The sequence below is a fragment of the Blastococcus sp. TBT05-19 genome (assembly GCF_003319095.1).
GTDB lineage: Bacteria > Actinomycetota > Actinomycetes > Mycobacteriales > Geodermatophilaceae > Blastococcus.
The window spans coordinates 389,340-413,890 of sequence record NZ_QOHI01000001.1; the positions used below are offsets into that span (position 1 = coordinate 389,340).

Annotated in this window: 22 protein-coding genes and 1 riboswitch; of the genes, 13 read left to right on the forward strand and 9 right to left on the reverse strand. The window is 74.0% G+C overall.

Annotated elements, in window-relative coordinates:
* Positions 1-19 precede the first annotated feature (19 nt).
* From DQ244_RS01920 to DQ244_RS01930, 3 genes are all read left to right on the forward strand, one after another.
* A complete protein-coding gene (locus DQ244_RS01920; protein WP_233491109.1) occupies positions 20-2,905 on the forward strand; it encodes an alpha/beta fold hydrolase in 2,886 nt (961 codons plus the stop codon).
* A gap of 80 nt (positions 2,906-2,985) precedes the next feature.
* Positions 2,986-3,858: an ABC transporter permease gene (locus DQ244_RS01925; RefSeq protein ID WP_113809788.1), complete on the forward strand. Its 873-nt coding sequence runs from the start codon at positions 2,986-2,988 to the stop codon at positions 3,856-3,858.
* Complete coding sequence (locus DQ244_RS01930) at positions 3,855-4,418, forward strand: GrpB family protein (RefSeq protein ID WP_199580103.1); 564 nt, start codon at positions 3,855-3,857, stop codon at positions 4,416-4,418. The genes DQ244_RS01925 and DQ244_RS01930 overlap by 4 nt, the downstream gene beginning before the upstream one ends.
* A gap of 40 nt (positions 4,419-4,458) precedes the next feature.
* On the opposite strand, the gene DQ244_RS01935 is transcribed toward DQ244_RS01930, so the two are convergent.
* On the reverse strand, positions 4,459-5,280 hold the full coding sequence (locus tag DQ244_RS01935; protein WP_113809789.1) for an HAD family hydrolase: 822 nt from the start codon (positions 5,278-5,280) through the stop codon (positions 4,459-4,461).
* 57 nt (positions 5,281-5,337) lie between these two features.
* A riboswitch (SAM riboswitch) is annotated at positions 5,338-5,464 on the forward strand.
* Positions 5,465-5,476: 12 nt separating this feature from the next.
* On the opposite strand from DQ244_RS01935, the gene thrC reads away from it, so the two are divergent.
* The 4 genes from thrC (at position 5,477) to DQ244_RS01955 (ending at position 10,088) form a co-directional block, all read left to right on the forward strand.
* Positions 5,477-6,778 carry a threonine synthase gene (thrC, locus tag DQ244_RS01940; protein ID WP_199580104.1) on the forward strand — a complete coding sequence of 434 codons (1,302 nt, stop codon included), beginning with the start codon at positions 5,477-5,479 and terminating at the stop codon, positions 6,776-6,778.
* Positions 6,779-6,974: 196 nt separating this feature from the next.
* Positions 6,975-7,175 (forward strand): cold-shock protein, encoded by a 201-nt coding sequence (locus tag DQ244_RS01945; protein ID WP_113809790.1) that lies wholly within the window; start codon positions 6,975-6,977, stop codon positions 7,173-7,175.
* A gap of 282 nt (positions 7,176-7,457) precedes the next feature.
* Positions 7,458-9,092, forward strand: a complete 1,635-nt coding sequence (gene groL / locus DQ244_RS01950; RefSeq protein ID WP_113809791.1) for a chaperonin GroEL — start codon at positions 7,458-7,460, stop codon at positions 9,090-9,092.
* A gap of 201 nt (positions 9,093-9,293) precedes the next feature.
* On the forward strand, positions 9,294-10,088 hold the full coding sequence (locus DQ244_RS01955) for a DUF72 domain-containing protein (RefSeq protein ID WP_113809792.1): 795 nt from the start codon (positions 9,294-9,296) through the stop codon (positions 10,086-10,088).
* A gap of 1 nt (position 10,089) precedes the next feature.
* On the opposite strand, the gene DQ244_RS01960 is transcribed toward DQ244_RS01955, so the two are convergent.
* The 3 genes from DQ244_RS01960 to DQ244_RS19265 form a co-directional block, all read right to left on the reverse strand.
* A complete protein-coding gene (locus tag DQ244_RS01960) occupies positions 10,090-10,719 on the reverse strand; it encodes a hypothetical protein (RefSeq protein ID WP_113809793.1) in 630 nt (209 codons plus the stop codon).
* A gap of 102 nt (positions 10,720-10,821) precedes the next feature.
* A complete protein-coding gene (locus DQ244_RS01965) occupies positions 10,822-11,817 on the reverse strand; it encodes a Gfo/Idh/MocA family protein (protein ID WP_113809794.1) in 996 nt (331 codons plus the stop codon).
* Entirely contained in the window at positions 11,814-12,176 is a 363-nt protein-coding gene (locus DQ244_RS19265; RefSeq protein ID WP_158544447.1) for a VOC family protein, read from the reverse strand. Before DQ244_RS19265 ends, DQ244_RS01965 begins: the two co-directional genes overlap by 4 nt.
* 18 nt (positions 12,177-12,194) lie before the next feature.
* On the opposite strand from DQ244_RS19265, the gene DQ244_RS01975 reads away from it, so the two are divergent.
* Positions 12,195-12,470, forward strand: coding sequence for a DUF4031 domain-containing protein (locus tag DQ244_RS01975; protein WP_113809795.1), 276 nt, complete (start codon positions 12,195-12,197; stop codon positions 12,468-12,470).
* On the opposite strand, the gene DQ244_RS01980 is transcribed toward DQ244_RS01975, so the two are convergent.
* Positions 12,412-13,068: an HD domain-containing protein gene (locus DQ244_RS01980; RefSeq protein WP_113809796.1), complete on the reverse strand. Its 657-nt coding sequence runs from the start codon at positions 13,066-13,068 to the stop codon at positions 12,412-12,414. The two genes, DQ244_RS01975 and DQ244_RS01980, sit on opposite strands and share 59 nt — an antisense overlap.
* Positions 13,065-14,336: an ArgE/DapE family deacylase gene (locus DQ244_RS01985; protein WP_113809797.1), complete on the reverse strand. Its 1,272-nt coding sequence runs from the start codon at positions 14,334-14,336 to the stop codon at positions 13,065-13,067. The genes DQ244_RS01980 and DQ244_RS01985 overlap by 4 nt, the downstream gene beginning before the upstream one ends.
* Positions 14,337-14,377: 41 nt before the next feature.
* Here DQ244_RS01985 and DQ244_RS01990 point away from each other — a divergent pair, with 41 nt between their 5' ends.
* On the forward strand, positions 14,378-15,106 hold the full coding sequence (locus DQ244_RS01990) for a phospholipid scramblase-related protein (protein ID WP_113809798.1): 729 nt from the start codon (positions 14,378-14,380) through the stop codon (positions 15,104-15,106).
* 318 nt (positions 15,107-15,424) lie between these two features.
* Positions 15,425-16,723, forward strand: a complete 1,299-nt coding sequence (locus DQ244_RS01995; protein ID WP_113809799.1) for an MFS transporter — start codon at positions 15,425-15,427, stop codon at positions 16,721-16,723.
* Positions 16,724-16,783: 60 nt separating this feature from the next.
* Here DQ244_RS01995 and DQ244_RS02000 read toward each other — a convergent pair whose 3' ends face one another.
* Positions 16,784-17,029 (reverse strand): DUF6458 family protein, encoded by a 246-nt coding sequence (locus DQ244_RS02000; protein ID WP_199580105.1) that lies wholly within the window; start codon positions 17,027-17,029, stop codon positions 16,784-16,786.
* A gap of 252 nt (positions 17,030-17,281) precedes the next feature.
* On the opposite strand from DQ244_RS02000, the gene DQ244_RS20035 reads away from it, so the two are divergent.
* From DQ244_RS20035 to DQ244_RS02010, 3 genes are all read left to right on the forward strand, one after another.
* Positions 17,282-17,416, forward strand: coding sequence for a hypothetical protein (locus tag DQ244_RS20035; RefSeq protein ID WP_255411578.1), 135 nt, complete (start codon positions 17,282-17,284; stop codon positions 17,414-17,416).
* A gap of 62 nt (positions 17,417-17,478) precedes the next feature.
* A complete protein-coding gene (locus DQ244_RS20115; protein ID WP_113809800.1) occupies positions 17,479-20,463 on the forward strand; it encodes a helix-turn-helix transcriptional regulator in 2,985 nt (994 codons plus the stop codon).
* Positions 20,464-20,467: 4 nt separating this feature from the next.
* Positions 20,468-20,719, forward strand: coding sequence for a hypothetical protein (locus tag DQ244_RS02010; protein ID WP_113809801.1), 252 nt, complete (start codon positions 20,468-20,470; stop codon positions 20,717-20,719).
* Between the two features lie 8 nt (positions 20,720-20,727).
* Here the strand turns inward: DQ244_RS02010 and DQ244_RS02015 are convergent, their stop codons facing one another.
* Together DQ244_RS02015 and DQ244_RS02020 are read right to left on the reverse strand one after the other, a co-directional pair.
* Positions 20,728-22,506 carry a DEAD/DEAH box helicase gene (locus tag DQ244_RS02015; protein WP_113810584.1) on the reverse strand — a complete coding sequence of 593 codons (1,779 nt, stop codon included), beginning with the start codon at positions 22,504-22,506 and terminating at the stop codon, positions 20,728-20,730.
* 219 nt (positions 22,507-22,725) lie between these two features.
* Complete coding sequence (locus tag DQ244_RS02020; protein WP_113809802.1) at positions 22,726-24,516, reverse strand: DUF3592 domain-containing protein; 1,791 nt, start codon at positions 24,514-24,516, stop codon at positions 22,726-22,728.
* Positions 24,517-24,551 lie beyond the last annotated feature (35 nt).

Consider the following 24,551-nt stretch of genomic DNA (forward strand, 5'->3'; position numbering starts at 1 on the left):
GCGTTCCCTCCGTGGGCCCGTGCGTGCGGGTGGACGCGCTGCGCTCGCCGCCCTGCTCGCCGTCCTCCTGTCCTCAGCCACCCTCGCGCTCGCGACCCCGGCGGCCGCCGCCGACGTCCGGACCGAGGAGGCGCGCGTCCCCTCCGGGACGGGCGCGGACGCGGTGGAGCTCGACACCACCCTGTACCTGCCGGACAGCGACGAGCCGGCTCCGGCCGTCGTGCTGGCCCACGGGTTCGGCGGCAGCAAGCGGTCGGTGGCCGCCGACGCCACCGCGCTCGCCGAGCGCGGGTACGTGGTCCTCACCTTCTCCGCCCGCGGGTTCGGGGAGAGCACCGGCCAGATCGGGCTGAACGACCCGCGCTACGAGATCGCCGACCTCTCCACGCTGCTGGACCTGCTGGCCGAGCGGGACGACGTGCAGCTCGACGGCGACGGTGACCCCCGGGTGGGTGTGGCGGGCGGCTCCTACGGTGGCGGGCTGGCGCTGCTGGGCGCGGCCTACGACGACCGCGTCGACGCCATCGCGCCGCAGATCACCTGGAACTCGCTCACCACCGCGCTCTTCCCGTCGCAGACCGGCGCCCCGGACGCCGAGACCGTCGCCGTCACCCCGCAGACGACCGACGCCGGCGTCTACAAGCGGCTGTGGGCCGGGATCTTCTTCGGCATCGGCGCCTCGCCGGCCGGTGGCCTGCTCGGCGCCTTCGGCGCGCCGGCGGGGGACGAAGACGAGGGCGGCGACGTCGCGGAGACCGGCGCCGACGCCGCGCCGTCCGGTGGACGGGCCATGGGCTCCATCCCGCCGGAGCTCCTCGAGCGCGCCGCGCAGAACCCGGAGGCGGTGGAGCAGCTGCTCACCTGCGGCCGGTTCCGCGCCGACATCTGCGCCGCCTACCAGGCCGCCGCCGAGGCGGGCACGCTCACGCCCGAGGTCGCCGCGGTGCTCGACCGCAGCAGCCCGGCCGGCGTGCTCGACCGCATCGAGGCGCCGACGCTGCTGATCCAGGGCACCCGGGACTCGCTGTTCGGGCTCGGTCAGGCCGACGCCAACGCCCGCGGCATCGCCGCGAACGGGACGCCGGTCAAGGTGGTCTGGTACGAGGGCGGCCACGACTCGCAGGCGTCGGACGACCAGACCGAGGCGCTGCGCGAGCAGGTGGCGGCCTGGTTCGACTGGCACCTCCGTGGCGAGGGCGAGGACCCCGGCACCGGCTTCGAGTACCCGGCGCCCACCGGCATCGGCAGCACGCTCGGCCGCGTGCAGGGCGGCAGCCGCACGATCGTCGCCGACGGCTACCCGGGCCTGGACGGCGAGCAGCCGGCCACCCGCCGCGAGGTGCGCATCGAAGGCCCTCTGCAACCGGTGGTCAACCCCGCCGGTGGCACGCCCGCCGCGCTGACCACCGTGCCCGGTCTCGGTGCGCTCACCGCGGCCCTGGGCGGGACGACGCTGGAGATCCCCGGCCAGTTCGCGGCCTTCGACAGCGCGCCGCTGGACGCCCCGGTCGAGGTGGTCGGCGCCTCGACCGTCGACCTGCAGGTGGCCGCCCCCACCGGCTCGGCGACGCTGTTCGCCAAGCTCTACGACGTCGGTCCGGACGGGGGCATGACGCTGCCCAGCGGGCTGGTCGCGCCGATCGCCCTGACCGGCGTCTCCGCCGACCCGGCCGCTCCGACCGAGGTCACCGTCACCCTGCCGGCGATCGTGCACCGGTTCGAGACCGGCCACACCATGCGGGTCGTCGTCTCCTCGACCGACCAGGGCTACGCGCTGCCCACCGAGGCCGGCGCCTACTCGGTCGGGCTCGCCTCCGCCGAGGGTGTCGACCTCGCCGTCCCCGAGGTCGGCGGGGAGTCGGAGGGCTCCGGCGGCTCGGTGCGCTGGTGGGTGCTGCTCGGCGTGCTCGCCGCCCTGGGGCTGCTCGGCTGGCTGGCCGCGAAGGCGTGGGGCGCACGCCGGCGGCGGCAGCTGTCGGCCGCCGACCCCGATGGCGAGGACGTGCCGCTGCGCTTCGAGGGCGTGACCAAGGCCTACAAGGACGGCTTCGTCGCCGTCCGGGACCTCTCCTTCGAGGTCCGTCGGGGTCAGGTGCTCGGGCTGCTGGGGCCGAACGGCGCCGGCAAGACGACGTCGCTGCGGATGCTCATGGGCCTGATCAAGCCGACCGAGGGGCGGATCAGCATCTTCGGGCACGCGGCCGGACCCGGCGCCCCGGTGCTCTCGCGGCTCGGTTCGTTCGTCGAGGGCACGGGCCTGCAGCCGCACCTGTCCGGCCGCGACAACCTCACGCTGTACTGGGCCGCCACGGGCCGTCCGCCCGAGGACGCGCACATGGAGGAGGCGATCGCCGTCGCCGGGCTCGGCTCGGCGCTCGACCGCCCGGTGCGCCGCTACAGCCAGGGCATGCGCCAGCGGGTCGCCATCGCCCAGGCGATGCTCGGCCTGCCCGACCTGCTGGTGCTCGACGAGCCGACCAACGGGCTGGACCCGCCGCAGATCCACGCCATGCGCGAGGTGCTGCGCGACTACGCCGCCACCGGTCGCACGGTCATCGTCTCCAGCCACCTGCTCAGCGAGATCGAGCAGACCTGCAGCCACGTCGTGGTCATGGCGAAGGGCCAGAAGATCGTGCAGGGCACGGTGGAGGAGATCGTCGGCACCGGCGGATCGGTGCTGGTCGGCCTGGCCGACGACGCCGACACCGACCGGGCGATCGCCGTGCTCGACGCGGTGCCCGGGGTGACCGCGGCCCGCACCGACGAGGGGCTGGTCGCGGAGCTGGAGGGCGCGCGCCGGTCCGATGCGCTGCAGGCCCTGGTCGCCGCGGGCATCGCCGTCGACCAGTTCACGCCACGACGACGGCTCGAGGACGCGTTCCTCGCCCTGGTGGGGGAGTCATGAGCTTCGCGAGAACGACGGGCGAGGGAGCATCGCAGGGAGCGCCAGCGACCGAGGAGCGGATCGAGTCCGGAGTCGAGCCGATGACCAGCACCGACCACGTCCAGCCGACCGGGGCGGTCTCGGGCTACCGGCCCGAGCGCACCCTGCGGCTGTCGGTGGAGCTCCGCCGGCAGTTCAAGCGCCGCCGGACCCTCGGCGTCTTCGTGCTGATGACCGCCCTGCCGCTGGTCCTCATCGGCGCCCTCAAGCTGGGCGCGAGCGAGGAGGCGGCGGAGAACAACCGGATCAACCTGGTCGACGTCGCGACCTCCAGCGGGCTGAACTTCACGCTGTTCGTGCTGTTCGCGACCACCGGGTTCTTCCTGGTCGTCGTGTACGCGCTGTTCTTCGGCGACACGGTGGCGACCGAGGCCCAGTGGGGATCCCTGCGCTACGCGCTGGCCACGCCGGTGCCCCGCATGCGGCTGCTCCGGCAGAAGTGGTTCGCCGCGCTCGTCCAGTCCGTGGCGGCGCTGCTGACGCTCGCGACGGTGGCGGTGGTCGCCGGTGGTCTGGCCTTCGGGTTCGACGACATCCGGACACCGGTCGGGGTGACCCTCGACCAGGGCGACGGCATGCTGCGACTGGCCGGGATGCTCGGCTACCTCGCCGTCCACCTGCTCGTCGTCGGTGCGCTGGCCTTCTGGTTCTCCACGATCACCGACGCGCCGCTGGCCGCGGTCGGAGGCGCGGTGTTCACGATGGTGGTCTTCGCGATCCTCGACCAGGTGGAGCAGCTGGGCTCGATCCGCGACTGGTTCCCGACGGCGGAGGAGTTCGCCTGGACCGATCTGCTGCTGACGCCGATCGACTCCGGCGACATGTTCCGCGGCGTGATCCAGTCGCTGGTCTACGTCGCGATCTTCACCGCGCTCGGCTTCCGCCACTTCGCCCGCCGCGACGTCACGTCGTGACGGCGTCACGCCCGGCCCGCCGGCCGGACGTGACGACGGTCGACATGGTGGGTGGCCTCGAGAAGCGCGCCCTCGTCCTGGTGGAGCACGACCCGCGGTGGCGCCAGGCGTACGCCGGGCAGGAACGGAGCATCCGTGAGGCGCTCGGTCCAGCCGCTGTCCGGATCGAGCACATCGGCTCGACCTCGGTGCCCGGGCTCGCGGCGAAGCCGATCATCGATGTCCTCGTCACGGTCGAGGACATCACGGCCGAGGAGGACTACCTCGACCAGCTCTTGGCGGCCGGCTACGAACTCCGCGTCCGGGAGCCCGGTCACCGCTTGGTGAGGACGGCTGCCTGCGACGTCCACGTGCATGTGCTGGAGGTCGGTGACGGGCGCGTGGACGACTACCTGCTGTTCCGCGACCGCCTGCGCGCCGACGCCGAGGACCGCGTCCTCTACGAGCGCACCAAGCGGGCCCTGGTCGCCCAGGACTGGGCGGACATGAACGACTACGCCGAGGCCAAGACCGAGGTCATCGCCTCGATCAAGGAACGTGGCCGGGGGGCGCGTCCCTGATCGGACGCCTGGCCGCGGTGCGGTCCGGAGGACCGCGATGTCAGAGCGAGGCGCGGACGGCCTGCGCCCAGCCCTCGCCCATCGCGCCCTCGGTCGCGATGGCGTTGGGGACGGCGTCCACCAACCCGGTCATGCCGTCGACGGCGGCCCCGTTCGCGGTGATGAACAGCCGGCCGACCGCAGGTGCCATGTCCAGGTCGCTGACGCTGTCGCCGATCGCGATGGCGTCGTCGGGGGCGAGGCCGCGGCGCTCCAGGTCCCAGGCGATCGCCGCGCCCTTGGAGATGCCGCGCGGCATCAGGTGGTAGACCCGCGGCGGTGCGGCGTCGTCGTCCAGCCCCATCCACGACGCCGCCGGCATCGCACCGTTGTCCTTGAGCGTCAGCCAGCCGGCGCCCTGCTCGGCCAGCCAGGCGTCGACCGACAGCGGGTCGACCCGGCCGCGCAGCAGGGCGTCGGTCTCGTGCGTGGTGTGCCAGGGGGCGTGCCACTCCAGCCGGCCGGGGTGCGCGGCGATCAGCTCCTCGACGACGTCGATCTCCGCCATCACGTCCATCGGCGTCCTTTCGCCGTACTCCTCCGGCAGCTCGCCGCGCAGCCGGTGCGGCGTGCGCCCGGCACCCCAGCCGATGGTGGCGCCCAGCTCGGCGATCGCGCCGTCGGCGGCGAAGATGCGCGCCGCCTCGATCACCTGCTCGTAGGTGCGGCCGCTCACGAGCACCAGCGCGACGCCCGCGCGGTGCAGGTCGAGGAGGGCGCCGGCCGGTCCGTCGGTGAGCTCCCGCCCCGCCGTGTGCCAGAAAGAGCCCCGCGGGCCCACCATCGTCCCGTCGAGGTCGGTGTAGACGACGCGCGTGCTCACCAGGCCATCCTGTCCGGCCGCCGCCGGTCGTCCGCGACTGGGTAGAGTGCGGGCGTTCACTCATCCAGAGGGGCAGAGGGACACGGCCCGATGAAGCCCCGGCAACCGCCGACTGCGCTCGCGCAGCGGGAGGTGCCAATTCCGTCCTGCGCGGCTCGACGGCCCGACGCGGGGAAGATGAGGAGGTAGTCGTCGCATGACTCTGACCGCTCCCGGATCCGTCCAGGCCGACTCCAGCGCCGGCGGGCCCGTTCCGCCGTGTCCGGCCCGCGGGCTCGTCTGCCGAAACTGCGGCGCAACCTTCGGCCTGATCGCCGAGCACGCCTGCGCCGAGTGCTTCGGGCCGCTGGAGGTCGATTACGACCCCGAGGTGATGAAGGCCGTCACCCGCGAGCAGATCGAGTCCGGCCCGCAGAACATCTGGCGCTACGTCGCCCTGCTCCCGGTGGGCCAGGACCCGGCGTCCCGCGTCTCCCTCGACCCGGGCATGACGCCGCTGGTGCGCGCCGACCGGCTGGCCGAGGAGCTCGGGCTCACCGGCGGGCTGTGGGTCAAGGACGACTCGGCGAACCCGACCCACTCCTTCAAGGACCGCGTGGTGAGCCTCGCGGCCACCGCCGCCAAGGGGCTGGGCTACACGAAGATCGCCGCCGCCTCCACCGGCAACCTGGCCAACTCGGTGGCCGCGCACGCCGCCCGCGTCGGCCTGCCCTCCTACGTCTTCATCCCGAGCGATCTCGAGCCGGGCAAGGTCGTGCAGTCGGCGGTCTACGGCCAGACGCTCGTCGCCGTCGACGGCTCCTACGACGACGTCAACCGGCTGACCAGCGAGCTCGCCGAGACCGACGAGTTCGAGGACACCGCCTTCGTCAACCAGAACGTGCGGCCCTACTACGCCGAGGGCTCCAAGACGATGGGCTACGAGATCGCCGAGCAGCTCGGCTGGCGCATCCCGGCCCAGGTCGTCATCCCGATGGCGTCGGGCTCGCTGCTCACCAAGGTGGACAAGGCGTTCCGCGAGCTGACCGCCGCGGGCATCGTCGAGGCGACCGAGTGGACGATCTTCGGCGCCCAGTCCGCCGGCTGCGACCCGATCGCGACCGCCTTCGACAACGGCTGGGACGTCGTCAAGCCGGTGAAGCCCACGGGCATCGCCAAGTCGTTGAACATCGGCAACCCGGCCGACGGCCCGTACGCGCTCGACGCGATCCGGCGCACCGGTGGCTCGGTCGCCCGCGTCGGTGACGACGAGATCGTCCAGGGCATCCGCGACCTGGCGCGCACCACCGGCGTCTTCGCCGAGACCGCCGGCGGCGTGACCGTCGCGGTGCTGCGGAAGCTGGTCGAGGGCGGGCAGCTCGACCCGGCCAAGGAGACCGTCGTCCTCAACACCGGCGAGGGCCTCAAGACCCTCGACCCGCTGGAGCCGGTCGTCGGCCCCACGCACCGGGTCGAGCCGTCGCTGAAGTCCGCGCGGGCCGCCGGCCTGATCGGCTGACGCGCGGCCCGGGCGGGTAGGGCGACACGTCGCCCGATCCGGGTATCGATCCGGCGAAGTTGTGGTTCCACCAGGCCTTTCCTGCTGTACCTTCGCGCGCGGTTCCAGTTCCATGTTCGTGTTCGACGGGCGGAAGAGCTAGGCCCGGTTCCCCGATCCAGAGGAACCGTCCGTACGCACGAACGTGGGAGCACACGTGGCACAGGGCACCGTGAAGTGGTTCAACGCCGAGAAGGGCTTCGGCTTCATCGCCGTCGACGGCGGGCAGGACGTCTTCGTCCACTACTCGGCCATCCAGATGGACGGCTACAAGTCCCTCGACGAGGGGCAGCGGGTCGAGTTCGAGGTCGTCCAGGGCTCGAAGGGCCCGCAGGCCGACGCCGTCCGCGGCGCCTGAGGACCACCCAGCAGTTCACCGGAGGCCCGGTTCCCCGCTCGGGGAGCCGGGCCTCCGCGCGTCCGGGGGCACCCGGCCGGGCGGTGGTGACCACCCCGTTCTTGCACTCGCCGGGGTCGAGTGCCAGACTCGTTTCTGGCACTCGGGGCTCCCGAGTGCCAATCAGGTCGGAACGGTGAGGCACCGGCGCGCGGACGCAAGGGAGTCCGCGTCACCCCGGTGTCGTCCGTCGCGGGCACCACCCCGGCCGTGCAGCGATCAATGCATGGAGGACATCACCACATGGCCAAGATGATCGCCTTCGAGGAAGAGGCGCGCCGCGGCCTCGAGCGGGGCATGAACACCCTCGCCGACGCCGTCAAGGTGACCCTCGGTCCCAAGGGCCGGAACGTCGTGCTGGAGAAGAAGTGGGGCGCCCCCACGATCACCAACGACGGCGTGAGCATCGCCAAGGAGATCGAGCTCGAGGACCCGTGGGAGAAGATCGGGGCCGAGCTCGTCAAGGAGGTCGCGAAGAAGACCGACGACGTCGCGGGTGACGGCACCACCACCGCCACCGTGCTCGCCCAGGCGCTCGTGCGCGAGGGTCTGCGCAACGTCGCCGCCGGCGCCAACCCGATGGCCCTGAAGAAGGGCATCGAGAAGGCCGTCGCCTCGGTCAGCGAGTACCTGCTCTCGACCGCCAAGGACGTCGAGACCAAGGAGCAGATCGCCGCCACCGCCTCGATCTCCGCCGCTGACCCCGCCATCGGTGAGCTCATCGCCGAGGCCATGGACAAGGTCGGCAAGGAAGGTGTCATCACCGTCGAGGAGAGCAACACCTTCGGCCTCGAGCTCGAGCTCACCGAGGGCATGCGCTTCGACAAGGGCTACATCTCGCCCTACTTCGTGACCGACGCCGAGCGCATGGAGGCCGTCCTCGACGACCCGTACGTGCTCGTCGTGAACTCGAAGATCAGCTCGGTCAAGGACCTGCTCCCGCTGCTGGAGAAGGTCATGCAGGGCGGCAAGTCCCTGGCGATCATCGCCGAGGACGTCGAGGGCGAGGCCCTCGCGACCCTGGTCGTGAACAAGATCCGTGGCACCTTCAAGTCCGTCGCCGTCAAGGCCCCGGGCTTCGGTGACCGCCGCAAGGCCATGCTCGGCGACATCGCCATCCTCACCGGTGGCCAGGTCATCAGCGAGGAGGTCGGCCTCAAGCTCGAGAGCGCCGGCGTCGAGCTGCTGGGCCGCGCCCGCAAGGTCGTCGTCACCAAGGACGAGACCACGATCGTCGAGGGCTCCGGCGACGCCGACCAGATCCAGGGTCGCGTCAACCAGATCCGCGCCGAGATCGAGAAGTCGGACTCCGACTACGACCGCGAGAAGCTGCAGGAGCGCCTGGCCAAGCTGGCCGGTGGCGTCGCCGTCATCAAGGCGGGTGCCGCGACCGAGGTCGAGCTCAAGGAGCGCAAGCACCGCATCGAGGACGCGGTGCGCAACGCCAAGGCCGCCGTCGAGGAGGGCATCGTCGCCGGTGGTGGCGTCGCTCTCGCGCAGGCCACGGCCGTCGCGTTCGAGAAGCTCGAGCTCGAGGGTGACGAGGCGACCGGTGCCAACATCGTGCGCGTCGCGCTCGAGGCCCCGCTGAAGCAGATCGCCGTCAACGCCGGCCTCGAGGGCGGCGTCGTGGCGGAGAAGGTCCGCAACTCCGAGACCGGGCACGGCCTCAACGCCGCCACCGGCGAGTACGTGGACCTGGTCGCGGCCGGGATCATCGACCCCGCCAAGGTGACCCGCTCCGCGCTGCAGAACGCCGCCTCCATCGCGGCGCTCTTCCTCACCACCGAGGCCGTCATCGCCGACAAGCCGGAGAAGGCCTCCGCGGCCGCTGCCGGCGGCGGCGACATGGGCGGCATGGGCGGCATGGACTTCTGAGTCCGTCCTACCCGTAGCACCAGCACTGCCCGACAGGGGCGGTCCGCTTCCGAGCGGGCCGCCCCTGTCGGCTTTTCCGGCGCTGACGCGACCTTGCCGGCGTCCTCCCGACGTTGCCGGTCCGATCTCGTCGGCGACGTCGGGAAAGAGCCGGCAGAGCGGGGGTGCGTCAGCGGCGGACGGGCCGGGTAGGCGGACCCGGTGGCCGTGATCATCGGGACCTCGGGATGGCAGTACCGCGACTGGCGCGGCGCCTTCTACCCGCAGAAGCTCCCGCAGCGGCTGTGGCTGGAGCACTACGTCGAGCACTTCGCGACCGTGGAGAGCAACAACGCCTTCTACCGGCTGCCCGAGCGCGAGACGTTCGTCAAGTGGAAGGACCGCACTCCCGACGACTTCCGGTGGGCGGTGAAGGCCAGCCGGTTCCTCACCCACATCAAGCGGCTGCGCGAACCGGAGGAGCCGGTGGCCCGGCTGATGGGTCGCGCGGAGGGGCTGGAGACCAAGCTCGACACGATCCTGCTGCAGCTGCCCCCGACGCTGAAGGCGGACGCCGACCTGCTGCGCGACTGCCTGGCGCAGTTCCCCGGCGGCACGCGCGTGGCGGTCGAGCCGCGGCACGAGTCGTGGTGGACCGACGACATCCGGGCGCTGCTGGAGCGCTACGGCGCCGCGCTGTGCTGGGCCGACCGGGACGAGCAGCCGGTCGCTCCGCTGTGGCGCACCGCCGACTGGGGCTACCTGCGCTTCCACCACGGCTTCGAGCAGTGGGGCTACCGCGCCGAGACGCTGCAGCTGTGGGCCGACCGGATCGCCACCACCTACGGCGACGAGGACGTGCTCGTCTACTTCAACAACGACCCCGGCTGCGCCGCGGTGATCGACGCGGTCCGGTTCGCCGAGGCGGTCCGCCGGGCCGGGGGGACGCCGACCCGCGTGCCCACGGCCGACCAGGCGACCGGTGCCGCCTGGCCGGCCGCGGCGCAGCCCGGGTAGGTCAGTTCTTCTTGCCGGAGCCCTGGCCGGGGTGGCCGGCGGCGTCCTCGGCGGCGTCGGCGGCGTCGTCAGCGGCGTCCTCGGCGGCGTCGCGGGCGGCCTCCTCGGCGTCGCGGGCAGCGCGCTCGGCGTCCCGTGCCGCCTTCTCCTGCTCCCTGGCGGCGTCGCGGGCGGCCTTGTCGGCGTCGTGCTGCTGCTGGCGGGCCAGGTTGGCCTGCAGCGTCGCCTGCGCGTTCTCGTTCGCGTGCTCGAGGGCGTTCTCCAGGCCGTGCTGCTTGCCCTGGTCCGCCGTGCCGTCGTCGTCGGCGGGCTCCTCGGTCACGACGTCCTCGGTGGTGTCGTCCCCGGTCGTGTCCTCGGGGGCGTCGTCGTCGGCGACCTCGTCGACCGGGTCCTCGATCTCGACGACGTCGTCCGCGGGGGTCTCGTCCCCGGACGACGGCAGGTCGAAGGGGGTGACCGTCTCCACGGCGCCGGCCACGGTGTCCTGCACCGGGTCGGGCAGCGCGCCGGCGGCTCCGGCACCCGTCACGCTCGCCGCGGCGATGCCCAGGCCGGCAGCGGCCTTCGCCACGGTGCTCGCACCGGCGATCTTGGCGGCCGCGACGGCCAGCCCCTCGAGAAGTGCCATGGGACGAGTGCTCCTCCGAACGCGTGCCGCGGAGTGCGGCTCCTCCTGTCGTCTTCGGCAGGGAGGGGCGTCGGCTACAGCGGATTCACCCGCCCGGGCTCATCAGAGGACGCCGACCGCCTCGGTGTGCCGCACCCCGAGCTGCTCGGCCGCCTGGCCGAGCACGTCCTGCACCGCGAGGGTGTCGGCCAGCGGCATGACCGCGCTCTCCGTCCGGCCCGCGCGCAGGCACTCGGTGACCTCGATCAGCTCGTGCGCGTACCCGGCGCCGGTCTGCGGCCGGGTGATCTCCTCCGGCTCCGCACCGGTGCGGTGCAGCACGATCGTCCGCGGGTGGTGGAAGCGGGGGAGGACGTCGATCCAGCCCGTCGTCCCGACGACCCGTGCCGCGCCGGGCAGCGCGTACCGCAGCGACGTCGTGAGCGCAGCGTTCCGGCCGTCGTCGTAGCCGAGCAGGATCGCGGCCTCCGCGTCGGCCCCCGAGGGGAACAGCGACCCGGTGGCGACGACGCGGTCCGGCGTCCCCAGGAGCATCTGCGCGAAGGAGACGACGTAGACGCCGAGGTCCAGCAGCGCGCCACCGCCCAGCTCGAGGGCGAAGAGCCGGTCGGCCGGGTCGTACTCGCGGGCGACGCCGAGATCGGCCTGCACCGAGCGCACCTCGCCGATGGCGCCGTCGGCGATCAGCTCCCGCATCGCGACGACGGCGGGCTGGAAGCGGGTCCACATCGCCTCCATCACGAAGGTGCCGGTCTCCCGCGCCAGGTCGACCACCTCGGTCGCCCCGGCGGTCGTCGCGGTGAACGACTTCTCCACCAGCAGCGCCTTGCCGGCCCGCAGCGCGGCCATCGCGATCGCGTGGTGCTGGGGGTGCGGCGTGGCGAGGTAGAGGACGTCGACGTCGGGGTCCTCGACGATCGACGCGTACGAGCCGTGGGCGCGCTCCAGGCCGTGCCGCTCGGCGAAGGCGTCGGCCCGCTGCTGCGACCGCGAGGCGACGGCGACCGGCCGCGCGTCCGGGGTGACGCCGAAGTCCGGCATCACGCTCTCGGCGATGCGTCCCGGCCCGACGATGCCCCAGCGGATCTCCCCAGTCACGCCCCAGACGGTAGCGGTGAGCCGAATCGGAGCAGGTTGCCGTCCGGGTCGATGTGCCAGCCCTCGCGCAGTCCGTAGTCGGTGTCCACCGGTGCGCCGGTCCGGTCGATCGCGGCCCACTCGGCGAAGAGGGCGTCGGCATCGGGCACGTGCAGGTAGGCCCCGCCCGGCGAGAGCGCCGGGTCCATGTGCTCGACGAGCTCGAGATGGATCTCCACGCCCGCGCGCGCGGCGAAGCCGTACCCGTCGTCGTGCCGGCTGACGGCGCACCCGAGCGCCGCGTAGTGGTCGAGGGCGCGCTGCAGGTCGGTGGTGCGGAAGATCGGCGAGATCCGGACCCGCGGGTGCTCGTGCGCCATGGCGGGCAGACTGGCACGGTGGTCGTGCTGATCGACAGTCCCGTGTGGCCGTGGCGGGGGCGGAAGTGGTCGCACCTGGTCAGCGACGTCTCCTACGCGGAGCTGCACGCCTTCGTCGAGACCGAGCTCGGCATCCCGCGCCGGGCGTTCCAGGGCGATCACTACGACGTCCCCGAGGACCTGTACGACATCGCCGTCGCGGCCGGTGCCGAGCCGGTCGGCGCGCGGGAGCTGCTCAGCCGTCTGCGAGCGGCCGGTCTGCGTCGGAAGAAGCGCGCGACCGGAGCAGGCTGAGCTCGGCGGCCAGGTTCGCCCGCGCCCGCGGCTCCCAGTCGGCGACCGCCGGCAGCCGGTAGAGCCGGGGGAGCGCGAGCAGCTGCTCCAGGACGGCGATCCGCCCGGCGGTGAACACCTCGTCGGAGAGATGCCCGTACTCGGCGCGGACGGCAGAGGCGTAGACGGCGTAGGCATCCGGCGGTCCCGCGAGCACCGCCAGATCGGCGTCGCAGAGCACCGCGCCGTTCGCGTCGTCGTCCTCCGGGTCGTGGGTGGCGGTGAGCAGCACCAGGCGCACGACCTCCTCGACCCGGTCGTCGGGCACCAGCCCGCGCAGCCCGGCGCGGGCGCGGGCGGCGCTGACCTCCTCGTTGTCCGAGCGCTGCGGGTCGTAGACGACGTCGTGGTACCAGGCGGCCAGCAGGACGGCGTCGCGGTCGGGAGCGTCGGTGGCCAGCTCCCCGGCCACGCCCAGGACGGCGGCCAGGTGCGCCAGGTCGTGGTACCGGCGGTGCGGCTCGCTCCAGGCGGCGACGAGGGCGGCCCACTCGGTGCGGGAGGTGGGGGAGTCGCCGGCCAGCGCCGCCCAGGCGTCGAAGCCGACCAGCGTGCTCACCGGACCCCGCAGGTGCGCACGGCCAGCAGCGCCAGCGCCCGGGCGGCGGTGACCAGCTCGGCGACCGGCACCCGTTCCAGCGGGCCGTGCGCCAGCTCCAGGTCGCCCGGGCCGTAGTGCAGCGTCGGGATGCCCGCGGCGGAGTAGAGACGCAGGTCCGTGCCCGCGGTGAGCGCCCGCTCCGCCGGATCGGGACCGCCGGCGTCCACCACGGCGGTGCGCACCGCGGGCAGCAGCGGGTGCCCGGCCGGGAGTTCCCCGCTGGCGAAGGCGCCGCCGGTCCAGGTCAGCCGCGCCGGGTGCTCGGACAACCAGGGGTGCCCGGCGCAGAGCTCGGCGAGGCGGGCCTCCAGCGCGGCTCGGGCCACCTCCACCGGCTCGCCGAGCCGCACCCCGTAGCGGCCCTCGGCGACCAGCCGGTCGGGCACCGAGCTCGCCCAGTCGCCGGCCTCCAGCCGGCCGATCGAGAGGCCGTAGGGGAAGGGGGCGTCCCCGAAGCGCGGATCGGCGTCCCGCTGCCGCTCGGCCTCGAACGCCCGCAGGCCCTCGTGCAGGGAGCCGAACAGCTCGATCGCGCTCACCCCGCGGTGGCGCAGCGCGCCGTGCGCGGCCAGGCCCGACACCTCCAGCCGGAAGGTGAGCGCCCCCGCGTGCGCGGTCATCACCGACTGCGCCGTCGGCTCGGGGATGACGCAGACGTCACCGGTGTGCCCCCGGCGCAGGGTGGCCCACGCGCCCAGCCCGCCGTCCTCCTCGCCGACCACCGCGTGCAGCGCCAGCGGCCGGGCCAGTCGCACGCCCGCCGTCCCCAGTGCCCGGACGGCGGTGAGCGCGGCGACGACGCCTGCCTTCATGTCGCAGGTCCCGCGGCCGTGCACCGCGCCGTCGGCGATCCGCGGGACGAACGGGTCGGCGGGCCAGAGCGACCGGTCCCCGGGCGGGACGACGTCGGTGTGGCCGGAGAGCACCAGTGCCGGCGTTCCGTCCTCGGCGCCCGGCACGGTGCCGACGACGCCCCAGGCCTCGGTGCGGTCGACCTCCTGGCCGGGGGCGTCGGCGGCCGTGGCGGCCGCGGCGAGGTCGATGGACCAGCGGTCGACCGCGCAGCCGAGCTCCTCGAGCCGGTCGGCGACCAGGTGCTGGGCCTCGCTCTCGGCCGGCGTGCCGCCCACCGACGGGACGGCGACGAGCTCGCAGAGCCGGGTCACCGCCCACTGCTCGTCGACGGCGGACAGCACCCTCGCCTCGACGGCGGACAGCTCGGCCATGCGCCGGAGTCTGGCACGCGCCGGGCGCTAGCTTGGCGGCCGTGAGCCACCCCCCGCCGCCGCCCGGCTGGTACCCCGATCCGGCCGGGGCCCCGGCCGCCCGCTGGTGGGACGGGCAGGTCTGGACCGAGCACGTGCAGCAGCAGGCCGGCCCGCCGCCGGCCCCCGGCGGCACGTCCCTCTACGACCAGCCGGTGCTCGTCGTCTCGCAGAAGACCAAGCTCGTCGAGCTCACGAACGAGTACGCGGTGTTCGACGGCCAGGGGCGGCAGATCGGCGCGGTCGTCCAGGTGGGCCAGTCGGCGGCGAAGAAGGCGGTGCGGCTGCTCTCCAGCCTCGACCAGTTCCTCACCCACCACCTCGAGGTGCGCGACGCCCGCGGCCCGGTCCTCGTGCTCACCCGCCCGGCCAAGTTCGTGAGGTCGCGGGTCCTCGTGCAGCGACCCGACGGCGCCCCGCTGGGCGAGATCGTGCAGGCCAACGTCTTCGGGAAGATCCGCTTCGACCTGCTGGCCGGCGGCCAGGTGGTGGGCAGCATCCAGGCGGAGAACTGGCGGGCCTGGGACTTCGCCGTCCTGGACGCCGCGGGCACCGAGGTCGCCCGGATCACGAAGACCTGGGAGGGGCTGGTCCGCACGCTGTTCACCACGGCCGACCGCTACGTCGTCCTCGTGCACTTCCGGCTGCCGGAACCGCTGGCGAGCATGGTGATCGCCTCCGCGCTGACCGTGGACACCGCCCTGAAGCAGGACCAGCGCGGTCTCAACTGAGCTCGGAGTGAGCCTCGGCACGACGACAGACCGGTGTCCCGCGGCGTACTGTGGGCCGTGTCCGGGCCGGGTGCATCGTGCCCCCGGGTGCCATTTGGTTATCGCCTTCACGGACTACCGCCCCGACCTCGGTCGGGGGCCTGGAGCCGTGTTGTGCTCTCCGCCGCGAGGCGGCCGTCATCCGGTCCGGACCTCGCTCCTCGCAGAGCCCCCGCCCCTCCGGGCGGGGGCTCTCGCGCGTCCGCCCGCCGAGGTGCCGCTCAGGGGTGACGGGCCTAGCGTGAGGCCGGTCACGACCGCACGACCGAGGGGGGCACCATGGCGGGCGCGGTACGGCACGAGCAGACGGCGGAGGAGGAGCACAAGCTCCCGGTCAAGACGCTGGTCTCCGCCAGCATCGGCAACGCGGTCGAGTGGTTCGACTGGACGGTCTACGCGACCTTCGTCGTCTTCTTCGCGGGGCAGTTCTTCCCCTCGGAGAACGAGGCGCTGGCCCTGATCGGCGCGACGTCGACCTACGCGCTGGCCTTCTTCTTCCGGCCGCTGGGCGGGCTGCTGCTCGGCCGGTTCGCCGACCTCAAGGGCCGCAAGGCCGGGATGCTGCTGACGATCCTGCTGATGGCCGGCGGATCGATGGTCATCGCGCTCCTGCCGACCTACGAGCAGGTCGGCTGGTTCGCACCGATCCTGCTGCTGCTCGCCCGCATCGCGCAGGGCATGTCGCTGGGCGGCGAGGTCTCCAACGCCTCGGCGTACCTCGGCGAGATCGCGCCGCCGGCCCACCGCGGCCGCTACTCGGCGTTCTTCTACATCTCCACGGGCTCCGCGCTGCTGGCAGCCTCGCTGCTGGGCGTGCTGCTGACGACGGTCCTCACCGACGACCAGCTCCAGTCCTACGGCTGGCGGATCGCGTTCTTCATCGGTGGCCTGCTCGGGTTCATCGGCATGTGGTTGCGCCGCTCGCTGGTGGAGACCGAGCAGTTCGAGGAGAACGCGGAGAAGGCGCGGGCCACCAAGAACCCGCTGCTGCAGACGATCAAGCACCACCCCCGGGCCGTCCTCCAGCTCTGCGCGTTCACGCTGCTCTCGACGCTGTCGTACTACACGTTCTTCAGCGCGCTGACGCCGTTCGCGATCAGCTTCCGCGACGCGGACAAGACCGACGTCTTCATCGCGCTGTCGATCGGCACGGCGCTGTTCGTGGCGCTCTGCTACCCGTTCGGCAAGCTCTCCGACCGCATCGGGCGCAAGCCCCAGCTGCTCATCTGGTCGGGGGCGATGGCGGTGCTCATCGTGCCGCTGTCGTTCCTGGTGCAGGACAACCTGGCCTCGCTGATCGTCGTCTTCTGCGTGGGGCTGGGGCTCTACGCCCTGATGGCCTCGATCGCGCCGGCGATCATGAGCGAGCTGTTCCCGACCGAGCTCCGGGCCACCGGCATCGGTGCCTGGTACAACCTCACGGTCGCGGTCTTCGGCGGCACCGCACCGCTGGTCATCACCGCGCTGTCCGACGCCGGTCGCCCGCTCGTGTTCTTCATCTACGTGGCCGTGGCCGCCGCGGTGGCGTTCGGCGTGATCCTCACGCTGAAGGAGACCAAGGGGACCGAGCTCACCTGAGACGACGCAGGGCCCCCGTCGACGCTGACGGGGGCCCTGCGTCGTGCCGAGCGGGTGCGCTCAGTAGGTCTCCTCCGTGGTGCTGCGGCGGACCGGAGCACCGGCGGGGTCGCCGTAGGCGTCCGTGCGGGTCACGCGCCGCTGGCGCGGGCCCCACACGGCCAGCTCGAGCACGATGCCCAGCGCACCGACGATCATGAGGATCCAGCCGACCACCTGGAGGTCGACGCCGCTCACGTCGACGCGCAGGGCGAAGGTCAGGATGGCGCCCAGCGCGAGCAGGACGATGGCAGTTCCGAGCCGCATTGCGAACTCCCTTCCTCGCGGTCCCGCTGCCCGGGGGCACGTCGGACCGGCGGCGGTCGCCGCGGGCCGAACCGTGCCCCGCCGGTCGCGCCGGGAACCTGGCTCAGGGGGCGGTGTCCCCCGAAAGGGGTGCGTCTGAGGCCCCTCAGGGCGACGAGGGCGCCCAGGACTGCCCGGTCGACCGATGCCGGCCCCCACCCCTCAGGCCGAACGTCTCCCTCGTACCCGGCACCACGACGAGAGGGAGCGGTCATGTCGCCCTACCACTACAGCAGCCCCGCGCTCGACGCCGAGCTCACCTACCGGCGCGAGCAGCTGCAGCAGCTCAGCCGGAGCGGCCGCGGCACGCAGCGCCCGCGGATCCGCCTGCGCCGGCGTTCGCGCTGAGCGCACCGGGGCGGGTGTCCGGCGACGCGGGGTCGTCGCAGGTCCGTGCCACGATCCCACCCGTGACGCGATGGGACGAGGGGCCGCTCGTCGGCCGGGCCGAGGAGCTCGGCCGTCTGCTCGCGCACGTCGAGCGGGTGGCTGCCGGGCGGGCGTCGGCAGCACTGCTCGCCGGGGACGCCGGGGTCGGCAAGACCCGGCTGCTCGACGAGCTGAGCCGTCGCGCGACCGAGCGCGGCGTGCGGGTCCTCACCGGGCACTGCGTCGACCTGGGCGACGTCGGCCTGCCTTACCTGCCCTTCGTCGACCTGCTGCGCCCCGTCGGCGCCGACCCCCAGCTGGCGCCGACCGCGGCGGCGGACCCGGCGCTGGCGGCCCTGCTCGCCGGCCGGCCCGTGGCCGCCCCGGCCGTCCAGGTGCTGCCGGAGGGCCGGGACCTGAGCCGGCCGCTGCCGCACCGCGCCGCGCCCCAGCCGGTCGACGACGGTCGCCTCCAGCTGTTCGAGTCCGTGGCGGCGCTGCTCTGCGAGCTGGCGTCGACGGCCCCGCTGCTGCTCGTGCTCGAGGACGTGCACTGGGCCGACCGGTCCAGCCGCGACCTGCTGCGCTACCTCCTGGCCCGGCTGGTCGACGCGCCGGTGGCCGTCGTCGCCTCCTACCGCTCCGACGACCTGCACCGCCGCCACCCGCTGCGCCCGCTGCTGGCCGAGCTGGTGCGTCTGCCCGGTGTCGAGCGCATCGAGGTCGCGCCCCTGCCCGACGCCGCGGTGGGGGAGCTGGTCCGCGGTCTCGCCGGGAGCGTCTCCGATCGGGTCGTCGAGGACGTCGTGGCGCGCGCCGAGGGCAACGCCTTCTACGCCGAGGAGCTGCTCGCCGCCGGCCTGCACGGCGAGGCGCTGCCGCTGGGGCTGACCGACGTCCTGCTGGCCCGGGTCGAGCAGCGCTCCCCGGCCGCGCAGCAGGTGCTGCGCATCGCGGCCGTCGCCGGGCGCCGGGTGCGCCACGAGCTGGTGGCGGCCGTGGGCGAGCTGACCGGCGGCGAGCTGGACGAGGCGCTGACCGAGGTGGTGCACCACCACCTGCTGGTCGTCTCCGAGGACGGGCGCTACCGCTTCCGGCACGCCCTGCTGCGCGAGGCCGTCCTGGCCGACCTGCTGCCGGGCGAGCGGGTGCGGTTGCACGCGGCGATCGCCGCGCACCTGACCGCCGAGCCCGGAGCCGGCACGGCGGCCGAACGGGCGCACCACGCCCGCGAGAGCAACGACCTCCCCGGTGCTCTGAGCGCCTCGCTCGAGGCGGCCGAGGCGGCCTGCTGCGTCGGTGCTCCGGCCGAGCAGCTGCAGCACCTGGAGGGGGCGCTGGCGCTCTGGCCGGCGGTGCCCGACGCCGCCGACCGTGCCGGCCGCGGTCAGGTCGCGCTCCTGCTGGAGACGGCGGCCGCGGCGCGGATGGTGGGGGAGCTGCACCGCGCCGTGGCGCTCCTCCGGGCTGCGCTGGAGCTCCTGGGTCCCGACGGCGACGCCGTGGCCCGGGCGCAGGTGCACTACACGCTCGCGCAGGCCATGGTGCGGGTCGAGGACGTGGCCGGCGCCCACCGCGAGAGCTCGGCGGCGATGGCGCTGGTGGCCGCGCAGCCGCCGTCGAAGGTGCGCACCTGGGCCGCGGCGACGCATGCGCGGATGAGCTACTCGGTCGGCGCGATGGAGGAGGCCGAGGCCGCCGCCGAGGAGGCCCTCGCCGCGGCAGATGCGCTGGGCTTCGACGGCGCCTGGTCCGACATCGCGGTCACGCAGGTGCGGGCACGCCCGGGCGCCGATCCGGTCGAGGTGCGGGCCCGGCTCGCCGAGGCGCTGACCCGGGCGCGCCGGTCGGGGAACGCCGAGGTCGAGATCCGGGTGCTCTACAACCTGGCCACGGTGGCCTTCGAGGCCGGGCGCATCGAGGAGTCGCTGGGCTGGACGCGGCGCGGCACCAGGCGCGCGCACGAGCTGGGGGCCGACTGGTCGTACTACGCGGCGGAGCTGCGGCACCTGCAGGTGACGGCGCTCTACATGACCGGCGACTGGGACGGCAGCCTCGCCGAGGCCGACCTGCTGGCCCGCGTGCCGGAGATGGCCGCCCACGTGCGGGCCGACGGTCTGCTCGTGCTGGTGGGCCGCGGCGATCCCGCCGCGCGGCAGCGGGTCGAGTGGGCGCGGGGCCTCCTCCCGCGACTGCGCGCGCACATCCTGCTCGACCTGGTCACGGCCGCTTCGGAGATCGACCTGGCCGCGTGGGAGGGCGACGCGCAGGCGGCCCTCGACGTCGCGCTCGCCGCCTGCGAACGGCTGCGGCAGGAGTGGGAGGACGACCACCTCGGCGTGCTGCGCCTGGTGGGCACGGCGCTCGCCGCGCTGGCCGACGCCGCGGACGCGGCGCGCCGGGGCGGCGACACGCCGGGTGCGGAGCGGTGGGTGCACGCCGGGGAGGGGCTCGTCGGCACCGCTCGGGAGGCGGTGGAGGTCTACCGGCGCGGCTACGGCGACACGATGGGCGTCGAGGCGACGGCCTGGCAGGCGCGGGTCGCGGCCGAGGCGGCCCGGCTCCGGGGGGAGGCCGCGCCGGAGCTGTGGCGCACGGCGGTCGAGGCGTTCGGCTTCGGGCACGTGTACGAGCAGGCCCGGTCACGGCTGCGGCTGGCCGCGGCGCTGCTGAGCGTCAACGATCGCGCAGGCGCGGCGGAGCAGGCCCGGCTGGCCCACGAGGTCGCCGTCCGGCTGGGGGCGCGGCCGTTGCGGGAGGCCGTGGAGGCGCTGGTGCGGCGGGGCCGGCTGGACGTCGGGGGAGTGCGGGCGGTCGACCCGTCGGCGGTGCTCACCCCGCGCGAGCAGTCGGTGCTGGCTCTCCTGGCGCAGGGGCGCACCAACCGGCAGATCGGCGCGGAGCTCTTCATCAGCGAGAAGACCGCGAGCGTGCACGTGAGCAACATCCTGGCCAAGCTCGGCGCGAACGGCCGCACCGAGGCCGTCGCCATCGCGGCCCAGCGGGGCCTGCTCGTGGAGAGCTGATCCGATGGGCGTCTACGGCTGGTACGACCTCTCGTGGAAGGAACGGCGCACGGTGCTCCGCCTGGCGCGGCGGGGTGAGCGGCATCCCGACCCGCGGATCGCCCGCGTCGCGGAGGAGTGGGCCCGCGAGACGCTCGAGCCGGGCGCCTTCTTGTCGGGCCTCTTCGCTCTGTTCGGGGACGACGGGTTCGGGCAGCGCCGAGGCGCGAAGCGGATCCTCCGAGTATCCGCCGGACGGCGACCGGGGACGCGGTAACGCTCCGCTCAGAGCATCGTGCGGAGGCGCTCCCGGCGGGCACGCAGCACGTCCACCGACGCCGACGCCGACGGCGGCCCGGGTACCGACTGCCGCAGCTGCGTGTGCACGACGGCCTGCGGCTGCGCGGTGCGCGCCGCGACCCGGTTGACCAGCCGGTTGATCTCCCGGCGCAGCTCGGCGGCATCCCGCCACGAGCGGCCGGCGTCGTCCTCGTCGGGGTGGTCCTCGACGACCATGAAGTCGTCGGCGTCCGCCCGGTGGCTCGCGGCGATGCGCAGCCGCAGCTCGTCGTCCCGCTTGGCCAGCAGCTCCGCCGTCTGCGCGGGGGTGAGCAGGCCCGGGATGCCCAGGAACTCCTCGTCCTCCTCGCCGACGACCACCGCCGGTCCGGTGCCCTCGCCGGTGTGCGCGGTCCCGCTGTGCAGCACGTGCGCGAAGCGGGCGTCGGCCTCCAGGGCCTCCCACTGCTTCATCTCGCCCTCCCGCGGCTCGCGCGGGGGCAGGTCGAGCGCCCCGAGCTCCTCGTCGGGCTGCGACTTCGGCGGCGGCATGACGTGGTTGCGCTGCTCCTCCATCGAGGCGGCCAGCGAGAGCAGCGGGCGCACGGCGGGGAGGAACACGGTGGCCGACTCGTGCGGCGACCGGGAGCGGACCACGCGGCCGACGGCCTGGGCGAAGAACAGCGGCGTCCGGTAGGAGGTCATCCAGGCCAGGACGGCGGCGCGCGGGACGTCGACGCCCTCGGAGATCATGCGGACGCAGACGGCGATGCGCGCGGACCCGGTGGCGAAGCGCTCGATCTTCTTCGACGCCTTGGGGTCGTCGGAGAGGATCAGCTCGGCGGCCTTGCCGGTGACCCGGCGGACGATCTTCGCGTAGGCGCGGGCGTCGTCCTGGTCGCTGGCGAGGATCAGGCCGGCGGCGTCGGGCATGCCGCCTTCCTCGCGCAGGTGCGTGATCCGGTCGTCCATCGCGGCGATGACGTGCGGCACCCACTGGCCCTTGGGATCGAGCGCGGTGCGCCAGGCCTGCATCTCGACCGACTTCGTGCCGGCCTCCGACAGCGAGGCGGCGACGACCTCGCCGGCGGAGTTCCGCCAGCGCGAGGTGCCGGTGTAGGCGGCGAAGACGACGGGACGGACGACGTTGTCGGCCAGCGCCTCCTTGTAGCCGTAGGTGTAGTCGGCGCGGCTGACCAGACCACCGGCCTCGCCCTCGAAGGTGTCCTCCTCGTACCGGACGAAGGGGATGCGCTCGTCGGGCTTCGTGCGGAACGGGGTCCCGGTCAGGCAGAGCCGGCGGGCGGCCATGCCGTAGGCCTCCTCGACCGCCTCGCCCCAGGAGAGGCCGTCACCGGCGTGGTGCACCTCGTCCAGGATCACCAGCGACTTGACGGCGGTGGCGCGGGCCGCGTGCAGCATCGGCTTGCCGGCGACCTGCGCGTAGGTGGTCACGTAGCCCTGGGTGCCGGCGCGGACCGGTCCGACGGCGTTGGTCAGGTTCGGGTCGAGCACGATGCCCATCGCGTCGGCGGCCTCGGCCCACTGCAGGCGCAGGTGGTCGGTGGGGGCGACGACGACGACGCGGGCGACCTCGCGGCGGGACAGCAGCCGGGCGGCCAGCGTCAGCGCGAACGTCGTCTTCCCGGCGCCGGGCGTAGCGGTGACGAGGAAGTCCTTGGGGGACTGCTCCTCGTACTGGCCGAGCGCGGCCTGCTGCCATGCGCGGAGCGGACGGCTGGTGGTCTGCGGGCTCGTGGCTTCCGCTCGCAATGCACTCCCCATGACGGGGTCCATCTTCACCGGCGGAGGGGCAACACGCCCAACCGGTCCCCTGCCGCGTGCCCGGGCGGTGACGACGTATAGGAGCCAAGCGCAGGTCGCTGACCTGCGCTTTCCCGCCGTCAAGAGGTGGCGCCTGTGGGGATCCTCATGCCGTGGGGGACCGGCTCGTCACCCCGCCGGTCACGCAGATCCCATCGGCCCCGCGCGCCCGCCGGCAGCTCAGCGGACCGGCTCGCCCGCCTCGCCGTCGTCCCCGTCGGGGCCTGCCGCGAACCGGGCGAAGCTGCCGGCGCTGTCGAGGAGGAGCAGCAGGGACGACGCGTCGGGCAGCGTGGCGGGTCCGGCGGGCAGCAGCGCTCCCCGTCCCGCCACCTCGAGGACCACGAGCTCCCCGTCGGCGAGCCGTCCACGGGCGGTGAGCGCCACCTTCGGCCCGCCGGCGAAGGCCGCCGCCGTGCCCTGCGGGAGCGGCGTCACCAACGGCACGGCGAGGAAGCGGGCAGGGCTGACCACCGGGTCGCAGACGAGCGCGACCGGGTCGCCCTGCGCATCGGCGGTCAGCAGGCCGACGGCGGGGCGAGGGTCCTGGGTGCGGATGCGCTGCACCGCGCGCACCCTGGTCAGCATCTGCCGGCAGCGCAGGCCGGCCCAGGCCGCCGCCAGCAGCACGCCGACGACGCCGGCCGCAGCACCCAGGCCGAGGCTGTCGTCGGAACCCGTCAGGCGGGCCTGTCCCGGATCGTCCACGGCGTACTCGACCGTCACCGTCTCGCCGGCGTCGGGCAACCGGCCCGTCGCCACGTCCGCGAGGTGGACCGATCCGCCGGGAGCCAGGTAGCGCACCTGCACGTCGTCGGGCAACGGGCCCGTCCCCTCGACGGGGTCGGCCTCGGTCACCGTGCCGGTGGCGGTCCCCGTCGTGCCGGTCGCCAGCACGTACCACCGGTACGGCCAGGGAGCGGTGACCGCGAGCACCAGGAGGAGCACGGCGACCGGCGCGAGCAGGCGGAGGCCGACGTGGCGTGGAGCCACCGGGCTGCCTGCGCCCAGGGGCCGGCGGAGCTCCTCCCACCCGTCCTCCGCCACCTGGCGCAGCGCGTGGGGCGCCAGGCGGGCGACGAGGGAGCTCGGCTGCTCGTCGCGGGCCGGCACCAGCTCGTCCTCGGACAGCGCCGGCAGCTCCCGGTCCACCGGGAGGCGGAGCACCGGCTCGGGTGCCTCGTCGGGCCGCAGCCGCCGTCGGCGGTCGCGGACCAGGCGCCAGGCTCCTGGCGCGGCGAACAGCCCACCGAACAGGGGCACCATGATCACGGTCATCTCGGGGTCCACGGCGGCGTCGGTGAACGGCGGCGCCATGGCCCAGACCGCGAGGGCCGACCCGGCCGGTTCGCCGTCGCAGTCGACCTCGGACTCGTGCGTCCGGCCGTCGCGGGTCCAGCTGACGTCGCAGGAGTCGTACTCGGGGTGCACGTCGGTCACGGTCGCGGTGACCGTCTCCCCGCCCAGGACGAGGTAGGTCCAGGTGAGGACCCATGCCGCGGCGAGGGCGATGGTCGCCATCGCCCACCTGCTCCGCTGCCACCGGTCCACCCCGGGGGCCACGGGCGCCGGGGGGCCGTCCGCCTCTGCCAGCAGGGTGACGAGCGTGGCGGCGTCGTCCTGCTGCAGCGCCAGCCGGAGGGCCGTCCGCGGGGGAACGGAGAGGCGCAGCTCGACGTCGTCCCCGAAGCCACCGCGCGGATCGGTGCGGACCGCGAGGAGCCGCGCGCCGGTCAGGTCGACCGCGACGTCATCGCGCCGGTCGTGCCAGGTGGCCTGGGCACCGGAGAACCGCAACCGGCCCGCTCGGAGCGGCGCCGAACCCACCCCCAGCCGAGCGCGGCAGGTGGCCGCGGCGCCCTCGGAGAGCCTGGCCCGCCGCTTCCTGGCCCGGGCCATGCGCACCACCCCGATCCCGAGGCCGAGCACGGCGGCCGCCAGGACGGTGAGCAGCGGGGGCAGCAGATCCACGGCGCGGTTATCGGCACCCGGGGGTGCGGGATCAA